We start from the raw sequence: 18,977 nt of genomic DNA, 5'->3' as shown, positions 1-18,977 counted from the left end.
TGGTGGGCAGTGAAGCGCGTCGTCACGGTTATCAGGAAGGGATTGCACTGGATATCCATGGTTTCCTGTCTGAAGGGGCGGGTGAGAACCTGTTCGAAGTGAAAGATGGCATTCTGTTTACGCCACCGTTTACCTCTTCTGCTTTGCCGGGCATTACCCGTGATGCCATTATCAAACTGGCGAAAGATATGGGGCTAGAGGTGCGTGAGCAAGTGCTGTCGCGTGAATCTCTCTATCTGGCGGATGAAGTGTTTATGTCGGGTACTGCGGCAGAAATCACTCCAGTGCGTAGCGTGGACGGTATTCAGGTGGGTATTGGTAAACGTGGCCCGATCACAGCCAAAATTCAACAAGCGTTCTTTGGCCTGTTCACCGGTGAAACCGAGGATAAATGGGGCTGGTTGGACCCGATCAATCCATAATAAATAACAACTGACAGACAGCATCAGCAGGTGGTTCGTTCGCCACCTGCAACAGGTTATATCTGCAACAACAAATTGATTTGCAATACAAAAAACTGGAGTGAAGACACAATGCCTAAGTACCGTTCCCATACCACCACTCATGGCCGCAATATGGCTGGCGCCCGCGCATTGTGGCGCGCAACCGGTATGACCGATGATGACTTCGGCAAACCGATTATTGCGGTAGTTAACTCATTTACCCAGTTTGTACCGGGCCACGTTCATTTGCGCGACTTAGGCAAGCTGGTAGCGGAGCAAATTGAAGCGTCTGGCGGTGTGGCTAAAGAGTTCAACACTATTGCGGTGGATGATGGGATCGCGATGGGCCACGGCGGCATGCTCTATTCACTGCCTTCACGTGAATTGATTGCCGACTCCGTTGAATACATGGTTAATGCCCATTGTGCGGATGCCATGGTATGTATCTCTAATTGCGACAAAATTACCCCAGGGATGCTGATGGCGTCTCTGCGCTTGAATATTCCGGTTATCTTTGTTTCCGGCGGCCCGATGGAAGCCGGTAAAACCAAATTATCCGATAAAATCATCAAGCTGGACTTGGTCGATGCCATGATCCAAGGCGCAAACCCTAATGTCAGCGATGCCGACAGCGAGCAGATTGAGCGCTCAGCTTGCCCAACCTGCGGTTCCTGTTCCGGGATGTTTACCGCCAACTCGATGAACTGCCTGAATGAGGCGCTGGGACTGGCGTTGCCGGGTAATGGTTCATTGCTGGCAACCCATGCTGATCGTAAGCAACTGTTCCTCGATGCGGGCAAACACATTGTTGAACTGACTAAACGCTATTATGAACAAGATGATATCAGCGCCTTGCCGCGTAGCATTGCCAACAAAGCGGCGTTTGAGAATGCCATGACACTGGATATCGCCATGGGCGGTTCCACTAATACCGTGCTGCATTTGCTGGCGGCAGCGCAGGAAGGGGATATTGATTTCGATATCAGCGATATCGATCGTTTGTCCCGTAAAGTGCCGCATCTGTGCAAAGTGGCACCGAGTACGCAGAAATACCATATGGAAGATGTGCACCGCGCCGGTGGTGTGGTGGGGATTTTGGGTGAGTTGGACCGCGCTGGCTTGCTGAATCGCGAAGTGAAAAACGTGTTGGGTCTGAACCTGCCACAAACGCTGGAAGCTTATGATGTGATGCTGACCAAAGATGAAGGAGTCAAGCAGATGTACTCCGCAGGCCCGGCGGGTATTCGCACCACGAAAGCCTTCTCACAAGATTGCCGCTTCCCCTCATTGGATACTGACCGCCAAGAGGGGTGTATTCGTACTCGCGAACATGCTTACAGCCAAGACGGCGGTTTGGCGGTGTTATATGGCAATCTCTCAGAGAATGGTTCAATCGTCAAAACCGCAGGTGTGGATAAAGACAGCTTAACCTTCCGTGGCCCAGCCAAAGTCTATGAGAGTCAGGATGATGCTGTTGCCGCTATTTTGGGTGGCAAAGTGGTGGCGGGTGATGTGGTGGTTATCCGCTACGAAGGGCCGAAAGGTGGGCCTGGGATGCAGGAAATGTTGTATCCAACCACTTACCTGAAATCGATGGGATTAGGCAAAAGCTGTGCGTTGTTAACCGATGGCCGTTTCTCGGGCGGGACTTCAGGTTTATCTATTGGTCATGCTTCGCCAGAAGCGGCCAGTGGTGGGTTGATTGCTTTGGTGCAAGATGGCGACATCATTGATATTGATATTCCAAACCGCGCTATGAAGCTGGACGTTAGTGATGCTGAGCTGGCTGTACGCCGTGCAGCAGAATTAGCGCGCGGTGATGCGGCATGGACACCGAAAGCACGCGAACGTCAGGTTTCTTATGCGCTACGTGCTTATGCCTTACTGGCAACCAGTGCTGATAAAGGTGCTGTGCGCGACAAAAGTAAGCTGGGAGGCTAAACCCCATGGCGGTATCACAACCCTTATCCACTGCCCCCGGTGGGGCAGAATATCTGCGAGCAATACTTCGCGCCCCGGTGTATGAGGTAGCGCAAGTTACTCCACTGCAAGTGATGGAAAAAATCTCCTCGCGCTTGGGTAACACTATTTTGGTTAAGCGCGAAGACCGGCAGCCGGTGCACAGCTTTAAGCTGCGCGGCGCTTACGCGATGTTGGCTGGCCTGACCGCAGAACAGAAAGCCTGTGGCGTGATAACAGCTTCTGCCGGTAACCATGCGCAGGGTGTGGCGCTTTCGGCCAGCAAGCTGGGTATTAAAGCGCTGATTGTCATGCCGGTTGCAACCGCTGACATCAAAGTGGATGCGGTGCGTGGTTTTGGCGGAGAAGTACTGCTGTTTGGTGCTAATTTCGATGAAGCTAAAGGCAAAGCGATTGAACTGTCGCAGTTGCAGGGTTACACCTTTGTGCCGCCGTTTGACCATCCGGCAGTGATTGCCGGGCAAGGGACGCTGGCGATGGAGCTTCTTCAGCAAGACGCACATCTTGACCGGGTGTTTGTTCCGGTCGGTGGCGGCGGGCTGGTGGCGGGGGTTGCTGTGCTTATCAAGCAACTGATGCCGCAGATTAAAGTGATTGGTGTTGAAGCTGAAGATTCAGCCTGTTTGCGTGCCGCGCTGGATGCAGGCAAACCGGTCGATCTGGCTCGTGTCGGGCTGTTCGCCGAAGGTGTCGCGGTTAAGCGCATCGGCGATGAACCATTCCGCCTGTGTCAGGAATATCTGGACGAAGTGATCACCGTCGACAGTGATGCTATTTGTGCGGCAGTAAAAGATTTATTTGAAGATGTGCGCGCTATTGCTGAACCATCAGGGGCTTTGGCGCTGGCAGGGCTTAAAAAGTATGTGCAGCAACATAATATTCAAGGCGAACGCTTGGCCCATGTGCTTTCGGGCGCTAACGTCAACTTCCATGGTTTGCGTTATGTCTCAGAACGTTGTGAGTTAGGTGAGCAACGCGAAGCTTTACTGGCGGTGACCATCCCTGAGCAAAAAGGCAGTTTCCTGCGTTTTTGTGAGTTGCTGGGGGGGCGCTCTGTCACCGAGTTTAACTACCGATATGCTGATGCCGATAACGCCTGTATTTTCGTCGGGGTACGGCTGACGCGTGGTTATGCTGAGCGGGCTGAAATCCTGGCTGAATTGCAGGGTAAAGGTTATCAGGTGGTGGATTTATCTGATGATGAAATGGCCAAGCTGCATGTGCGTTATATGGTCGGCGGGCGTCCTTCTAAACCACTGCGTGAGCGGCTGTTCAGTTTTGAATTCCCTGAATCACCGGGTGCATTGCTGAAGTTTTTGCATACCTTAGGCACACACTGGAATATTTCGCTGTTCCATTATCGCAGCCATGGCACTGATTTTGGTCGGGTACTGGCAGGTTTTGAATTGTCGGACTCTGAACCACAATTTGAACAGCACCTGACGGCGTTGGGCTACGATTGTCATGATGAAACTAACAATCCGGCGTTTAAGTTCTTCCTCGCGGGCTGAATCTTAGCTAGTAAATCCTTATTCAGACTAATAAAAACCCAGAGCTAATAATCTCTGGGTTTTTATATTAATATTTAATTGTATTAATTATATTATACATTCTCAAAAACAAGCTCTGCAAATATATTTATTTATTATTACTGTGTAGTATTACATTTGGATTTGTTAGTTTATGGTTTGATAATTATAAACTAACTATAATTCAGGCTAATTATATTAGCTTATCTTATTTAAAGTGAAGAATAATAGGACGGAGTGTATATATGCGTGATTCACTAGCATCAATTAAATCATCAATTAAGCCATTAGATAATTCATCAATATCTAATTATATACCTGCTATACCGCTTAGTCGAGGTTCTGAACGATTACAAACGATAACACGGAGTTATATGCAGAATGGCTGGAAGGTAAAAGACGAGGCTACATATAATGGAAAAATAATAATAAGATCAGTTGTAACAAAAGAACAAGTTATTAATAATGTTAAAACAGTCAACATTAAAACGTTTGATTCGTCTAATAATAAGATGAAGAGCATTGCTGAAATATCTGACTTTAATAATAATGTGAAGAAAATTGCTGTGGCCCACTTTGACTATGATGCTGTTAATAACACTGCCAGACAGACTAATAGAGTTGAGGCAGAACAACAGATTAAACCTCAAAAAATGACAGAATTAGAAAATGTTAATAATAAATTAATACAGAAACACCAAGTTAGCGAGTCAAAAACATCTGACCAAGGCTTTAAATTAAACAGTTCCCCATCAGATGCAAGCACACTTGCTCCTGCGGAAACCAGGGTGAAGAGAGAGTTATTAGACAGTAAGCCTATCAAGCACTATGAAACTATTGATGGCAAGCGTTTTCTAGTGACTAAAGATGAGTTTATTGCTGAAGGTACTCAGGTTCAGCAGGCACGAAGGGATAATAGTAGATTTATAGCTGAAATTACCAAAAATCATCAGGATGGGAACATTGTTAGCCAGACTGTAAAAGTACGAGAGTTTGACTCTGCCTCCAAAAAGTATTTTCTGACCGCACAATATAAAACTGAATACGCGTACGACGCTGAAAATAACACAAACACCACCCGTAGTAATAGTCAGTTTTATGACCGTGATGGTAAGGTAATTAGTCTTCAAGAGGTATCGGTTACAAATGGGGAAATAGTTTATGATGCTACAATGAAATTTGACTCAAATGGGCATGCATATATCTCTCGATTTCTTAATTCTGATGGCAAATATGAAAACAGTTGGCCGAATAGTACTATTAGCGATACCAGCCAACTAGCAGATTCTATAAACAGTTTCCCAACAAAGGAGATCAATCCTGCTGCTACGGAAACTGTCACTAATGGTGCTTTGGGGCCGGGAAGCCTTCTCCCTGACGTGGCTTTTCGTCGTCATGCTTCGGGGCCGGGAAGTCTTCTCTCTAATGTGATTTAAAACTACAATAGTGCCCAAAAAGCTTCAATTAACGGCTCATTGAGCCGTTTTTTCTGCACGCAAACCCCTAATTCAAATGGCTCAACCAGCGAAATATCGTCCAACAGAGAAATACGATTGCGCACCGGTTCTGGGCTGTTATCTACCACCACCGATGGAATAAGCGCCACGCCACACCCTAGAGCCACCATCGACACAATGGCCTCATGACCTGATACCGTGGCATAAATTAATGGGTTGGTAATGCGCTGGCGGCGAAACCACAAATCAATGCGTTTTCGCGACGGGCCGTGTTCCGGCAAAATAAACGGGATAGTGGCCCAATCTGGCTGATCAACCGATACCTGCGACCGCACGGCACATGGGAGGGCCGGGGCAATCAATACCAATGGAATTTCGCCAATTTGGGTAAAAGCCACGCTGGTGGGCAACACTTCAGGGCGACCCGCAATCCCCAAATCCGCTTCATTGGATTGTACTTTATCGACTGCATCGGCGGCATCACCGGTGGTGAGTTTAATTTCAACCAGTGGGTGGCGTGCACGAAAACGGTCCAGAATTGGCGGCAAATGGCTATAAGCGGCGGTAACCGAGCAAAATAACCGCAGCTCACCACTGAGCGATGGCCCGTGTTGGCCCAAGGCATGGCGCAATTGTTGATATTGCAACAAGGTTTGTTGAGCAAAGGATTTCAACTGCGTACCGGCATCCGTCAGTTGTACTGTGCGGTTATCGCGTAAAAATAGCGGCTGGCCGATGGTCTCTTCCAGGCGCTGGATCTGGCGCGACAGGGTGGATGGACTGACATGCATCGCTTTGGCGGTGCGGCCAAAATGGCGGCTTTCAGCCAAATGAAGAAATAATTTCAGGTCGCGTAAATCCATCACAGAGAGCCTCTTGGGTGAGAAGAGCTATTGTATTGCATCAGAAATAAAGAGTATTGCAAAATCTGCAATATCACATTGTTAATATATCAATTTCAGCAATGTGTTTCCTGTCATATAGTGAATCCAAGATAATCCCCAGCACAGACAGGGGATGTGAAAAAACAGTAAACAGTACACAAACACCACATTCGTTTGCAGTCACTAATACAATAGCTGCACCCACAGAACAGAACCCGAACGGAGCAATAACATGGCTAACTATTTCAACACATTGAACCTGCGTCAGCAGTTGGCGCAATTAGGTAAGTGTCGCTTTATGGCACGAGATGAATTCGCCGATGAAGCAGGCTACCTGAAAGGTAAAAAAGTGGTGATTGTCGGCTGTGGCGCACAAGGCCTGAACCAGGGTTTGAACATGCGCGATTCCGGTCTGGATGTGGCTTACGCCCTGCGTAAAGAAGCCATTGCTGAAAAGCGCGTTTCATGGCGTAAAGCGACCGAAAATGGTTTCAAAGTAGGCACTTACGAAGAACTGATCCCACAGGCTGATTTGGTTGTTAACCTGACGCCAGACAAGCAACACTCCGCTGTGGTTCAGGCGGTTCAGCCACTGATGAAAGATGGCGCGGCACTGGGTTATTCCCACGGTTTCAACATCGTAGAAGTGGGTGAGCAAGTGCGTAAAGACATCACCGTGGTGATGGTTGCGCCAAAATGCCCTGGTACTGAAGTCCGTGAAGAATACAAACGTGGTTTTGGTGTGCCGACATTAATCGCGGTTCATCCGGAAAACGACCCTAAAGGCGAAGGCATGGCGATTGCCAAGGCTTGGGCTGCGGCCACTGGCGGTCACCGTGCGGGTGTGTTGGAATCCTCATTTGTTGCTGAAGTTAAATCAGACCTGATGGGCGAGCAAACTATCCTGTGCGGTATGTTGCAGGCCGGTTCACTGTTGTGCTTCGACAAACTGGTTTCTGAAGGTACTGATGCTGCTTATGCTGAAAAACTGGTTCAATTCGGTTGGGAAACTATCACCGAAGCGCTGAAACAAGGCGGAATTACGCTGATGATGGACCGTCTGTCCAACCCAGCTAAACTGCGTGCTTATGCATTGTCTGAGCAACTGAAAGAGATCATGGCCCCACTGTTCCAGAAACATATGGATGACATTATCTCTGGTGAATTCTCCAGCGGGATGATGGCTGACTGGGCCAATGACGATAAGAAATTGCTGAACTGGCGTGAAGAGACCGGCAAAACTGCATTTGAGAACGCGCCACAGTTTGAAGGCAAAATTTCTGAGCAAGAATATTTCGACCACGGCGTGTTGATGATTGCCATGGTGAAAGCCGGTGTTGAGTTGGCATTCGAAACGATGGTTGATTCTGGCATCATTGAAGAATCTGCATATTACGAATCTCTGCATGAATTGCCACTGATTGCGAATACCATTGCGCGTAAACGTTTATATGAAATGAACGTAGTTATCTCTGACACCGCAGAATATGGCAACTATCTGTTCGCCAATGCCGCGGTTCCATTGCTGAAAGGCAAGTTTATGGATTCTCTGCAAGCAGGCGATTTGGGTAAAAGTGTTGCTGGTACTGCTGCGGTAGATAATGCCCAGTTGCGCGATGTAAACGAAGCTATTCGTAACCACCCAATCGAAGCTGTAGGCCATAAGCTGCGTGGCTATATGACCGATATGAAACGTATCGCAGTTGCTGGTTAATAACCGACTGTAGTGTGTTACTTGATATTAAGCCTCCCAGTAACGGGAGGCTTTTTTATTTCATATTGATTGCCTTTCGAGAAGAGTAATATTTCGTGAATTAATACTATCACGGCCCGATAAAACTCTTGTAAGGTGTTAATCGTGGTTAAACACCTCACGAAGAATGTCTGCTTTTTGATTTTCTAAATCACAAAATTATTTCGTTGATAATAAATAGGCCTCGCTAATTAGTGAGGCCTTTTTGTTTTATGAAATTACTGTGGCTGATGTTAATTACATCATAAGAAGGATTTTAAATATAAAAAGGAGAAAAGCGATGAGTGATATTCAAACTATTCTGGCCCGATGGGGTGTTTGGGCTAGAGAGCATTCCCATCTTGATTATCCGCATATTGCTAATGGATTTAAGGGGTTAGTGCCAGGAGGCAAGGTGGCCGCTTCTTGCTGTGATAATGACGGGTTAGCGCTTGATAATATCATTGGTAATTTACAGCGAGCTTCAAAAGAAAGAGAACTGGAGCTTATTGTACGCCATTATATTTATGGTCAGTCAAAGTCTTCCATTGCTCGATTGAAAAAATATAACGAACGTGAAATTAGGCGTCAATTACAGATGGCTGAGAGTTTTATTGAAGGATGCATAACGCAATCTAATATTTCACTGGAAATGTATAAAGAGTGATTGTGATAACAGATAAATCTCAGGAGGTGTAATCGGTCAATATATTCGTCAAAAATACGTATTCATGATGGAAATTAAAAACAAATAAGGAAATAAGATATGGGCGAAGGACACAGTAATACAACCGGCCACGGTGCTCGTGGCCCAACCGGTGGCGTTAAAGGGGGGCCGGCAGGGCCCGGTGGCCGAGGCTCTAACCGTGGCAAAGGCTGGGGGACGTCACAAACGCCCTATGGTGCTATCCATCACTACAGCCCCAGTCAATTCGGTCATGGCAGTCAACGCGGTGGTGGGCGTGGTGGTGATCGTAGTCGTCAGGCAACTCCTGCGAATCTGGCGCAAAACCCGGAACTACAAACCTATATGGCGGTCGGGGGGATGCCAGCCGTTATCACCTTAATTGATGGGCATTGGGGGGTGACTTTAAGTCGTCTTCCCGCAGTGGCGGCGTTTATCGAAGGCCATTTAACCCGTGTGGGATCGTGGTTAATGCGCACCAGCCCGGTCGGTGTAGCGGTTATGGGCATGATGCCGTCAAGAATAGCGCCTGACCCGCCGATAGGGCAGTTCTTCACCACTTCCACACTTCCCGCCAACAGAGTTACGGATACACCGAAAGAAACATTAAAAGTAGCCGCTGATGCTGCGGTTAATATTCGGGTCAGTGATGTGACGGAAGAGGGAGTACAGAAAGCGGTGCTGATTAAAGCACCTATAGCCATGCAGCGAGTACCTGTCATTAAGGCCGTCATGACGACAAGGCCAGATGTCTTTACCGCGGCCATTCCGGGTATCACACCGATACATATCAGTGTCGTTGATACTATGCCCATCAATATACCCGCGCCAACACAGCCAGCAGCAAGGCCGGTAGTGACGCCGATTGAGAATGCGGCTCCCAAAGAATTTAGCCTTCCTGTTGGTCGCCATAGTCACGATGCCATTATCGTTTTCCCCGACAGCACAGGTATTGAACCGCTGTACCTTTCTGTCATTCGAATAACCAATGTTGATGAGCTGATGCAGGAAGCGCGCAATACCTATGAAACAGCTCGGCGTGAACGGGAAGCGGCTGAAGGAGCGATGACACAACCGTTTAGCTCAGCGCTAGATGTGTTAAAACTGAAAAAAACACTGACGGATAAGCAAGTTACAGAAACAGCCGCGCATATCATATTACTTGAAAGCCATATTTCTTTATTGCAACAAGAAGAAGCGACGATATGGCAGCGTTACAATTCTCTCGCGGGCGAGAAGAACCGGTTAATTTTTATAAACTTGCGCCAACGGCTCGATTTACGGGCATTGGCACTCGTCAAACAAAGTGAGATCAAAACCTTAAGTGAGGGGATAGCTGAGCTAAAAGCCAAATATGAAACGCTGTTAGTGCTACAACAATCTGCTAATGCTGAATTTGGAATCGCAGAACAGCAACGTATTGAGAATGCACGGTTGGAAGCAGAGGCAGCGCAGTGGCAACAGCGAGTTGAAAATGCACGGCTGGCAGTAGAGGCCACCTTTAGGGCAGAGCGACAACACATTGAAGACGGATGGCGGACAGTCGAAGTAGCGGAAAAGCAAGCTATTGAGAATGCACGGCTGGCTGCAGAGGCAGCGCAGTGGCAACAGCGAATTGAAAATGCCCGGCTGGCAGTAGAGGCCACCTTTAGGGCAGAGCGACAACACATTGAAGACGGATGGCGGGCAGTCGAAGTAGCGGAAAAGCAAGCTATTGAGAATACACGGCTGGAAGCAGAGGCAGCGCAGTGGCAACAGCGAATTGAAAATGCCCGGCTGGCAGTAGAGGCCACCTTTAGGGCCGAGCGACAACACATTGAAGACGGATGGCGGCCATTCGAAGTAGCGGAAAAGCAACACGTTGAGAATGCGCCACTGACGGTGGGATCTGTGGAATGGCAACAACGAGTTGAAAATGCACGGCTGGCAGTAGAGGCAGCCTTTAGGGCAGAGCGACAACACATTGAAGACGGATGGCGGGCAGTAGAAACAGAAGAACCGGGTTGTGGTGTACTGGCCCAAATTGAAGCAGAAGCGGCTATTCGTAACAATACCTTCTCCTTAATCGCCTATATGGCAGAAGATGAACGTTTCCCTGGCTTTTCTGCGGGCGGAGCGGGCTCTGTCACCTTCAGTTATCGGGAGGCGATTAAACTAGATGCCTCAATGCGGCTGGTATTAAGGAGATTTAGCTGGCATAACTCCTCGTTAGCAGATCCATTGGTTTTTTCAATTGGTGCGGGTTTTTATTCCGATAACGAGCAGCAAGGTACAGAACTGCCCCCCTTAGCGGGCAGCTTCCCGCTCGGCTATATACTATCCCCTGAAACGTCGCTACCGCAGCAAGGCGAAGTTAATTCATTTGTCAGGATCTTGATGGTGGACAGGGATGATGAAACCCGTATTTACGCAGTAAAAACCGGGGTTGCCGATGTCCCGGCTAACGTAAAAGTGGGCATGGCGCAATTTGATCGTTCAAGCGGTGTTTATACTTTTACCACTGATACCCTGCCGCCACGTACTTTCACCTTTACCCCGGCACATCCACCTGGCACGGTTACCAGTTCGGTTATGCCGCAACCGGCCAGTGCACCCGTTTTCCCGCAGCATACCGGCACTGATATCAAGATTCTGGCGACGAGGGGAGCGCTGACTTTCCTTACCCCTGAGGAGATGAGTTTCCACGATTACATCATCTGGTTCCCGGCAGAGTCGGGGCTGGAGCCGGTATATGTTTATCTTAAAAGCCCACGGGATGAGCCGGGTGAGGTAACAGGCCAAGGCGAATGGATTTTAGGTATTTGGCTGGCGGAAGCGGGTAAGGGGCAGGGAGCTGCCATTCCTGCACAGATTGCGGATAAATTACGTGGCAGGAAGTTCAGTAGCTTTGATAGATTTAGGGAAGAGTTTTGGCGGGCAGTAGCGAGTGATCCAACTTTATCAAAACAGTTTAAATCTGGTAATTTAGGAAACATTAAGAATGGTAAGGCTCCATCGTCTAGAAAAAGTGAGCGAGTAGGTGGTCGGATAAAATATGAACTTCATCATGTGAAACCTATCAGCAAAGATGGTGCCGTTTATGACATTGACAATATTAGAGTATTAACGCCTAAAAGGCATATAGAAACTCATAAAGAGGTGAAATAAGATGAAAGGAAAAACTATATCTGACTATACGGAATCTGAATTTTTAGAATTAGTAAGAAAACTCTTTAATGTGGAAAATACATCTGAAGAAGAAGATATTCAAAACCTTCTTGAATTTGAACGACTATGTGAGCATCCTGCTGGGTCTGATCTTATTTATTATCCCGAGGATCATCAAGATGATAGCCCCGAGGGGGTTGTGAGTGAAATAAAGAAATGGCGAGCCGAAAATGGTAAACCCGGATTTAAAGAATAATTTATATCATCAGTAATAATATAAGCCATCATTCTGATGGCTTATATCCCTTTATTAATTAAATATTAATAACCTCGCAATTATCTCATCTGGTTTCCATATGTGGGTTTTGTTGCGCGGTGGCTAAAGCATCTTGAAATTCCTGAATAATTTAAGCTCAGGAATCAAGATATACTGAAGAATGGAGAAGTGTAAATGGAAAATAAAAATCTATCTGATTATACAGAGCAGGAATTCTTACGTTTTTTGAAAGATATTTATTATGATGCATATCCATCCGAGGCTGAACATGATGAAGCTATCCTAAGGTTTGAGGAATTGACCGAGCATCCAGATGGTTCTGATTTGATTTATTATCCTAATGATGATCGGGAAGATAGCCCTGAGGGTATTTTAGCTGAAATAAAAAAATGGCGGACCGAAAATGGTAAACCGGGGTTTAAGAAATAAGTTATATCGCGAATAATCATATAGACCGTCGCTCTGGGCGGTCTATATTGATAAGTTTTTTATTTCAGCTCACGGCTAAACGCTTTACGGTTACCTAAATCATCAATTAAGATAAAATTGACCGTTTTACTGTCTGCTGTTGGGACTCGATTGAGGGGAAAGTCCAGCTTAGAAAAAGGGGCGACCATATCTGGCAATCCTTCGGCCGACCCCAATGTCAGAGAAGCGAGTGATGCATAATAAGGGGTTGGATTATCCACTTTAACTGCGGCGGTATTACCGTTACGTTCTAAGACAAAAGTTAATACCTTGCTGACGGTATCTGCTGGGGCGGACAAGTTTTTAGGGCGATAAAAGACTTTATATTGCATGCGCAAAGCCAGGGTAACGGAAGACTCGTCATCAACTTTAGCTGTGGCTTTAGGCGGTATTTCGTAAACATTAAGCCAAAATGCAGATTCTCTATCCAAAGGTAATTTGCTGGCACCGGATAAAATTAAACGCAGGCTGCGTTGAGCTTGTGGTTGTAATCGAAACAGTGGGGGCAACACTAATACTGGAGAAATCGCTTTCTCCGGCGTTGCCATCAAATCGCCATCATCCACCCAAACCTGTACCGCTACCGGGTAGCTATTACTGTTGACCAGTTGTAATGACTCTTCCGTGCTGCCTTCGCTGAAGATAATACGTGTCTTTTCTGCGATCACACTGGCACACTACAGGCGATGAGAAGTGATAACAGCAAGCCATTCAAGCTGCATTTGAAACGCATATTATTGGACACGGATAACCACTTGCGCATGTGCATTCACCGCTCCTGCCGTCACAGTTTGACCGCTGATTTTGCTTAACTCAGCCCGAAAGTTCTCAGTGTAACTATTACCGCCACTTACCGTGCCGGTTATTTCTTGCGCACCTTGGAAAATGCCATACCAGCCACCGTTATTACCGGTTTGAGTCACATTCTTTGATAGCAGATAAATCGGGGTGTTATTGCGGTAGATTCGGATACCCACTCCACTTGCCATTCCGGCTGCGCCATAATTATCGGAAACCAAATGGCTAATACCACCGCTGCCATTCATTAACCCTAATGTTTGGGCTTTGGCTGCATTTGCTGCGGGGACAAAAAAGCCCATAGCCACCGCACCGGCATTGACGCCAGAGGTAATGCCTGTCTGGCACTGGAAATCAACACTGAACTCAGCCGAACTTGAACTTCCATTATTCAGTTCCGCCACCGAAATCCGGGGTAAAATAACTGTCGGGGTAAAATGAGTTACCGCGCAAATAGTCGTTCGACGAAAAGTCACATAATTGTACAGCCCGATAGAGGCAGGCCAGGTCGAATACCAACCGGGCCAGTTTGATACTGAGTCGGTTCCTTCAATAGGGCCGCTGATCCCCGGCCCTTTAAAGGCGATATAGGCATTGGGTTGGGTATAAGCGTAAGCATAAGAGGCCACATTATAAGTGCCTGCGCGGGTATAATTAATGCGAAATAATTCGGTATACAAGTTACTGAAATTTTTTGCTTTTACCAGAATACGGCCAGAACTATCTTTATCAAGATTAGTTAAGCGTTGCCCTTTCCATAAACGGGAGTAATATTCACCTGTTGATAGATTTGTAAGCCGGATTACGACATTGGCGACGGCAGTGGCAAAACCGGAGGGGACATTGCCGGCAATTAGGCCATCTTCATTTTTGCCACCATAGTCATTATCCCCATTAGTGGCATACATCTCGAAGAGTTGGTCAACATCAGCTGCGGCACAGCGGAATAGCACCCGCTCAGGATCATAGCCGGTATTCAGGGCAAAAGTGGTAAAGTCGGATGTCGCGGCGGCTAATAATGTTCCGTCAGGTTGAAAATTCGCATTGGTGCTGAGGTCAATAACGCCCGGTAAGCCGAGTGATCCATTATTATCCAGAGAACCAGACCACGCGCTGGCCGTACCATCACCGGCACTCAGCTGACTTTGTGCGGTAATTCGGGTACAAGCTGACCATGCTGAGGTGCTAAATAACCCGATCAGTAGCATTGTTCCCGCCACAATATATGGGCCACGGGAATGAACAGATATGGTTGGCCGTGAGACTTTGCAAGATATTAACTGCTCTGTGGGTTTAAACATTATTTTTCTCATAATGGTTAACGGCGACAACTGCCTGTTAAATGGATAATATCTTGCTCAGTATCTTGGCTAGTAAAATCATAAGGTAATTCACATTGCTCGTTGCGGTTTTCACCCCAGCGTACATAAAGTGAACCTTTATTCTCTTTCACTCGAACATAGATCTGATTCCCCTGACCCACCATACCGACCAGTTCATCTTTATTGTTATAGACATCTGAACCCAGTGGTAATCCTTCAACGTCAGCGGTTTGGGTTTGAATTAATACCGCATAGCCAGTTAACGTTTCGAATTTCACCCTCACTGCGGCTCCGGCATAAGGGAATTGTTTCTGCACATTCGCGCCCCAACTATTTGAGCTACCGCTGACATTACTGTCGTCATAACCCGCATTGACTGAATAATTTAAAGTATGACGTTCACCGGCGGTGCCTGATAATGACGTCTGATAGTTATTGCCACTTTTCGGATTACGGTTGGCAGACATGGAAAGATATTGGTTCCCGCCACCAATATTCAGTGGAATAGATACAGTTAATGACGCGATATTTTCGGTATTACCGTAGCGCGTTGTTGTCATTGTTTCGTCCGTGTCATCGGCATCCCAACCAAACTGGGTTGAGGTATAAATTGTGCGCTGGCGGCTCAGTGCCACGTTGTAGCTAATATCTTTATAACTATTTGAATAATTTAGCTGTAACTGGGTATCTCTCTGTGTATCGTTATAATAATCACTGGTCGATGCTGAGGCTGAAAGTTGCCCATAGCCCCCCAGCGTTTGGTTTATTGTGGTGGTAAATTGGCTACGCTGTTTATATGTTGATGAATCCCAAGTACCACCATTCTTTTGCACTGAACGCACCCCAAATACATCATTTAAATCACGATACCCTTTGGTTGAATAGCGATATCCAGTCAGTGAGAATGAGGTGCCAGTTTCATTAAATGTCTGGCTATAGGTGGCCTGCATCCGCCAACCATCTTGGGTTTTATTATCTTCAACTTTGGCATGGGAATAGGTGGTATTAAGGCCAAACGCACCGACCGACGTACCTAATACGCCCCCCACAAGTAATGCTGTATAATCTTGCGCTAAACGAAGACCACTATTGGCAGTTAACTGATTCGTAAGACCACGCTCATAGGTAAAATCAGTGAAATAGCTGTCAATATTGGTGAAATCACGTGATTCCCCAACCACCGCATTATAACGACTTACACCTGGACGCATTGAATCCGGTACAGCACTGAAAGGCACAGTAAATGTCGAACGGCTCCCATTAGCTTCTATTACTTCAACATTAAGATCACCCTGACTGGTGGTGCTGTATAAATCGTTAATAACAAATGGGCCGGGAGCGACGTTAGTTTCATAGATTTCACGCCCATTCTGACGAATAACTACCCGCGCATTACTGCTGGCAACATCACGAACTTCTGGTGCAAAACCGCGCATGGATTGGGGCCACATACGCTGGTCAGTCGCCATTTTTGCCCCGCGAAATGACATCGTGCCAAATAAGGTACTGTCGGTAAATGTTTCACCCAGCGTTAATTGGCTATCCAATGCTGAGATAGGGCGTTGCACATAAGTGCGGATATTATTCCATTGGGTATCGCTGTTATTATTGTTGCTGGCATAACGTACATTTGATTGTTGGCGTAATTGCCACAATCCAAGATTGAGGCCACTTTTTAAGCCGACAAAACCATAGTCAGAAGTATTATTTTGCTGGGATTGCGTCTCGCTACGATAAAAGTTAGCGCTGTAGTTAACGAATGCGAGCTTTTCGCCTTCTTCCCATTCCGTACGCTCAATATAATCCCGAGGTCGTTTTTTTAATAATGCTTGGGGAATAGAAAGCTCCAGGCGCAGTTTGGCCTGATCAAAATGAAAAGACGCGCCTTTGACTCGCTGCGCCAACGGTAAACACTTCTCAGTGGCAGAGGGCGTGGCCGCCGCAGATTCTGAAGGTATTGACTCTCCCTCAGCGGCATTAGGTTCTTTAGGCGTGGTATTGTTTTTATTGGCCAGTTCAATACCAGCCGCAGTTAAGAACTCATCACTCGGGCAGGGGAAAACCTCCGGTGAATCGGTATTCTTAATAAATTAAATCGTGGTGTGTTTGAATAATTTGTTATTAATCAGAACATCTACAGCATCGTAATTTCCCGGTGTAACAGAATCCTCTTTATTGAGTTGATTCAAACCGGAGGCAAATTTTGTTCCTAAAAAGAGTGATTCATCAAATTCCAGATTCTGTGGGTCTTCCTGAGCCAAAACAGTATCGACATGTAAAACTAAAGTGATACACAGTGTTAATGCTTTCTTACGGCCTGAGATCTTCTTTTTCGGAATGACTTGTGAAAGCCCCATAAATATTCCTTCGCCGGAAAGCTACTACTGAATTTATAGCTATTGAGTTTTATAACTACCGGTATCTTGCCCGCCGAAATCATTAACTAACAGGAAATTAACAATAGCATTTGAAGGTGCAGATGAATTTGGGATAACCCACTGAGCTTGAGACATGGGTGGGATCATCTCAGATTTCATTTTGAGCTTTTTACCTCCCCCAACGACTTCACCACTGGCAATGGTGGCATAGAATCCTGTTGGGTTTTTGCCAGTCACAACAACATCTTTACCTTGTTGGCGTACATTAAATGTCAGAGCACTGGAGACTTGATCTACTCGGCCAGTAATATTTTCAGGCCGATAAAACACTTTAATCCGGTTACGTATCAACACTAACATTTTATTATTCTTTTCTGCTTTATTAACGGGGGGAACCTGTAAAAAATTAAGGTAGAACACAGATTCTCTATCCGTTGGCAAACCACTACCGGTATATTTCAGCCGTAATGTTTGGCCTGCATTCGCTTCAATACGGAAGAAAGAAGGGCTGACAATAAACGGTGCTTTGCCTGTCTCCGGGGTTGATTGGGCATCGCCGCTATCTAACCAAACCTGAACAGCATTAGGAAAACCATCGTTATTTGTTAATTGGACGCTATGCTCTTTTTCACCTGCCGAATATATAATACGGCTGCCGCTCATCACTACGCTGGCATTGGCAAAAGATATCCCAATAAGAATTAATAAAGTAATAAGCAGGAAACGGTAGCTATTTATATTAAGCATGATGGGGATATCCTCTGAAGGAAACTGGTTGAATAGTTAAGCCTCTGGTACTTGAAGTTGCAGGGGTTGACTGTATATTCGCCACCTACCCACAACTCCAATTACTTAGAGTATATCCTATCCTACGATACTGATATTACAGGTAGGAAACTGCATATTGTACAGAGGCGATCACAGAACCAGGACCTGCTTGACCGGTTGCAAAATATTGCACCGCAAAATCATGCTCTGCTGATGTTTTACCCGCTTCCAATACAATACCCTCTTGTGTTATGCCACTATTTAGATTGATACCGGTTGTTGTTACTGTATCTTTCAGTAATTGAAGCTCAACATTCGACGCTGTACCGCTATTCTTTAAGTTACCCGTCGCTGTGACTTGGTTACCCACGAAGACAGTTTTGATATTAATATCATCAGCACTTGTTGCACAGCCTGATACACTCAGAGTAAAGGTTGTTTTACCTGCAGTTTTACCTGAAGCATTTAAATCGCCATTTGATACTGTTGGCAATAATACCATTGGGTTAGCGTCCAGGCCGTTGACGGTAACAGAACACGTCTGAGCAGTGACTTCCCCTTGGAAAGTAATAGTATTATTGCTAGCTGCTATTGCTACAGTTTGGATGCAGAAAATAATGCGATAGCCAAAGTAATCTTATTCATTTGAAACTCCAATATAGTAATTAGATATAGGTGAAATGCTCGTTGCATTCAAATGCGGTTGAGTATTTAACGTTGTGTATTTAAAGATATTTCTTCTAAAATAGTCGTAAACTAATAAGATCTTTCTTGTTGATTTTCTTGTGGGTTGCATTTCAGTCGTGTTTTTTTAGCATTTTAATGTAATTTCTTAATACTATTGGGTGTGTTTTTTGTAAAGTTAAGTGGATATTTTGTATAGATATAACTGATGATAGGCCGAGTGCTAATAATATTCATGTTGTTCTTCCAATAGTCATTATCTGCAAAGCACTTTGCATTAACGATAAATAGAAAAATGGAAGAGGGTACTTGCGCCGCCGGCGAGGTGGCGCATGAAGAACTTAATTACGGTATAACACTTTAATAATGTGGTAACCGAATTGAGTTTTTACCGGACCATAAGGTTGCAGTAATTCGCAGCTGAA

12 protein-coding genes and 4 pseudogenes are annotated in these 18,977 nt (G+C 46.0%); 9 read left to right on the top strand and 7 right to left on the bottom strand.

Annotated elements, in window-relative coordinates:
* The 4 genes from ACNSO8_RS12935 to ACNSO8_RS12920 all read left to right on the top strand — a co-directional run.
* The coding region (locus ACNSO8_RS12935; RefSeq protein WP_418394843.1) for an aminotransferase class IV at positions 1–422 on the top strand (422 nt) is incomplete at its 5' end.
* 111 nt (positions 423–533) lie between these two features.
* The gene (gene ilvD / locus ACNSO8_RS12930) at positions 534–2,384 is read left to right on the top strand and encodes a dihydroxy-acid dehydratase (protein WP_418394842.1); all 1,851 of its coding nucleotides are present in this window, start codon (positions 534–536) and stop codon (positions 2,382–2,384) included.
* A 5-nt stretch (positions 2,385–2,389) separates the two neighbouring features.
* Positions 2,390–3,934, top strand: a complete 1,545-nt coding sequence (ilvA, locus tag ACNSO8_RS12925; RefSeq protein ID WP_418394841.1) for a threonine ammonia-lyase, biosynthetic — start codon at positions 2,390–2,392, stop codon at positions 3,932–3,934.
* Positions 3,935–4,197: 263 nt separating this feature from the next.
* The gene (locus tag ACNSO8_RS12920) at positions 4,198–5,388 is read left to right on the top strand and encodes a hypothetical protein (RefSeq protein WP_418394840.1); all 1,191 of its coding nucleotides are present in this window, start codon (positions 4,198–4,200) and stop codon (positions 5,386–5,388) included.
* Between the two features lie 2 nt (positions 5,389–5,390).
* Here ACNSO8_RS12920 and ilvY read toward each other — a convergent pair whose 3' ends face one another.
* The gene (gene ilvY, locus ACNSO8_RS12915; protein ID WP_418394845.1) at positions 5,391–6,272 is read right to left on the bottom strand and encodes an HTH-type transcriptional activator IlvY; all 882 of its coding nucleotides are present in this window, start codon (positions 6,270–6,272) and stop codon (positions 5,391–5,393) included.
* A 253-nt stretch (positions 6,273–6,525) separates the two neighbouring features.
* Here ilvY and ilvC point away from each other — a divergent pair, with 253 nt between their 5' ends.
* From ilvC to ACNSO8_RS12890, 5 genes are all read left to right on the top strand, one after another.
* Positions 6,526–8,007: a ketol-acid reductoisomerase gene (ilvC, locus tag ACNSO8_RS12910; RefSeq protein ID WP_418394839.1), complete on the top strand. Its 1,482-nt coding sequence runs from the start codon at positions 6,526–6,528 to the stop codon at positions 8,005–8,007.
* 319 nt (positions 8,008–8,326) lie between these two features.
* Positions 8,327–8,692 carry an antiterminator Q family protein gene (locus tag ACNSO8_RS12905; RefSeq protein ID WP_418394838.1) on the top strand — a complete coding sequence of 122 codons (366 nt, stop codon included), beginning with the start codon at positions 8,327–8,329 and terminating at the stop codon, positions 8,690–8,692.
* A gap of 99 nt (positions 8,693–8,791) precedes the next feature.
* Positions 8,792–11,857, top strand: a complete 3,066-nt coding sequence (locus ACNSO8_RS12900) for an S-type pyocin domain-containing protein (RefSeq protein WP_418394837.1) — start codon at positions 8,792–8,794, stop codon at positions 11,855–11,857.
* 1 nt (position 11,858) lies between these two features.
* Positions 11,859–12,113: a bacteriocin immunity protein gene (locus ACNSO8_RS12895; RefSeq protein WP_418394836.1), complete on the top strand. Its 255-nt coding sequence runs from the start codon at positions 11,859–11,861 to the stop codon at positions 12,111–12,113.
* A gap of 195 nt (positions 12,114–12,308) precedes the next feature.
* Complete coding sequence (locus ACNSO8_RS12890; protein ID WP_418394835.1) at positions 12,309–12,563, top strand: bacteriocin immunity protein; 255 nt, start codon at positions 12,309–12,311, stop codon at positions 12,561–12,563.
* A 59-nt stretch (positions 12,564–12,622) separates the two neighbouring features.
* Here ACNSO8_RS12890 and ACNSO8_RS12885 read toward each other — a convergent pair.
* The 6 genes and pseudogenes from ACNSO8_RS12885 to ACNSO8_RS12860 form a co-directional block, all read right to left on the bottom strand.
* Positions 12,623–13,371, bottom strand: a pseudogene (locus tag ACNSO8_RS12885) (molecular chaperone).
* Complete coding sequence (stbD, locus tag ACNSO8_RS12880) at positions 13,337–14,608, bottom strand: fimbrial usher protein StbD (protein WP_418394844.1); 1,272 nt, start codon at positions 14,606–14,608, stop codon at positions 13,337–13,339. Before stbD ends, ACNSO8_RS12885 begins: the two are co-directional and overlap by 35 nt.
* 110 nt (positions 14,609–14,718) lie before the next feature.
* Positions 14,719–17,079, bottom strand: a pseudogene (locus ACNSO8_RS12875) (fimbria/pilus outer membrane usher protein).
* 39 nt (positions 17,080–17,118) lie between these two features.
* Positions 17,119–17,847, bottom strand: a complete 729-nt coding sequence (locus tag ACNSO8_RS12870; RefSeq protein ID WP_418394834.1) for a molecular chaperone — start codon at positions 17,845–17,847, stop codon at positions 17,119–17,121.
* 136 nt (positions 17,848–17,983) lie between these two features.
* Positions 17,984–18,513: pseudogene (locus ACNSO8_RS12865) on the bottom strand (fimbrial protein).
* Between the two features lie 380 nt (positions 18,514–18,893).
* Positions 18,894–18,977 (bottom strand): annotated as a pseudogene (locus ACNSO8_RS12860) (peptidylprolyl isomerase); the annotation flags it as partial.

The sequence above is a fragment of the Yersinia sp. LJYL362 genome, from assembly GCF_048323875.1.
Note: the sequence above shows the minus strand (reverse complement) of the source record. Positions and strands in the feature narration are given on the sequence as shown.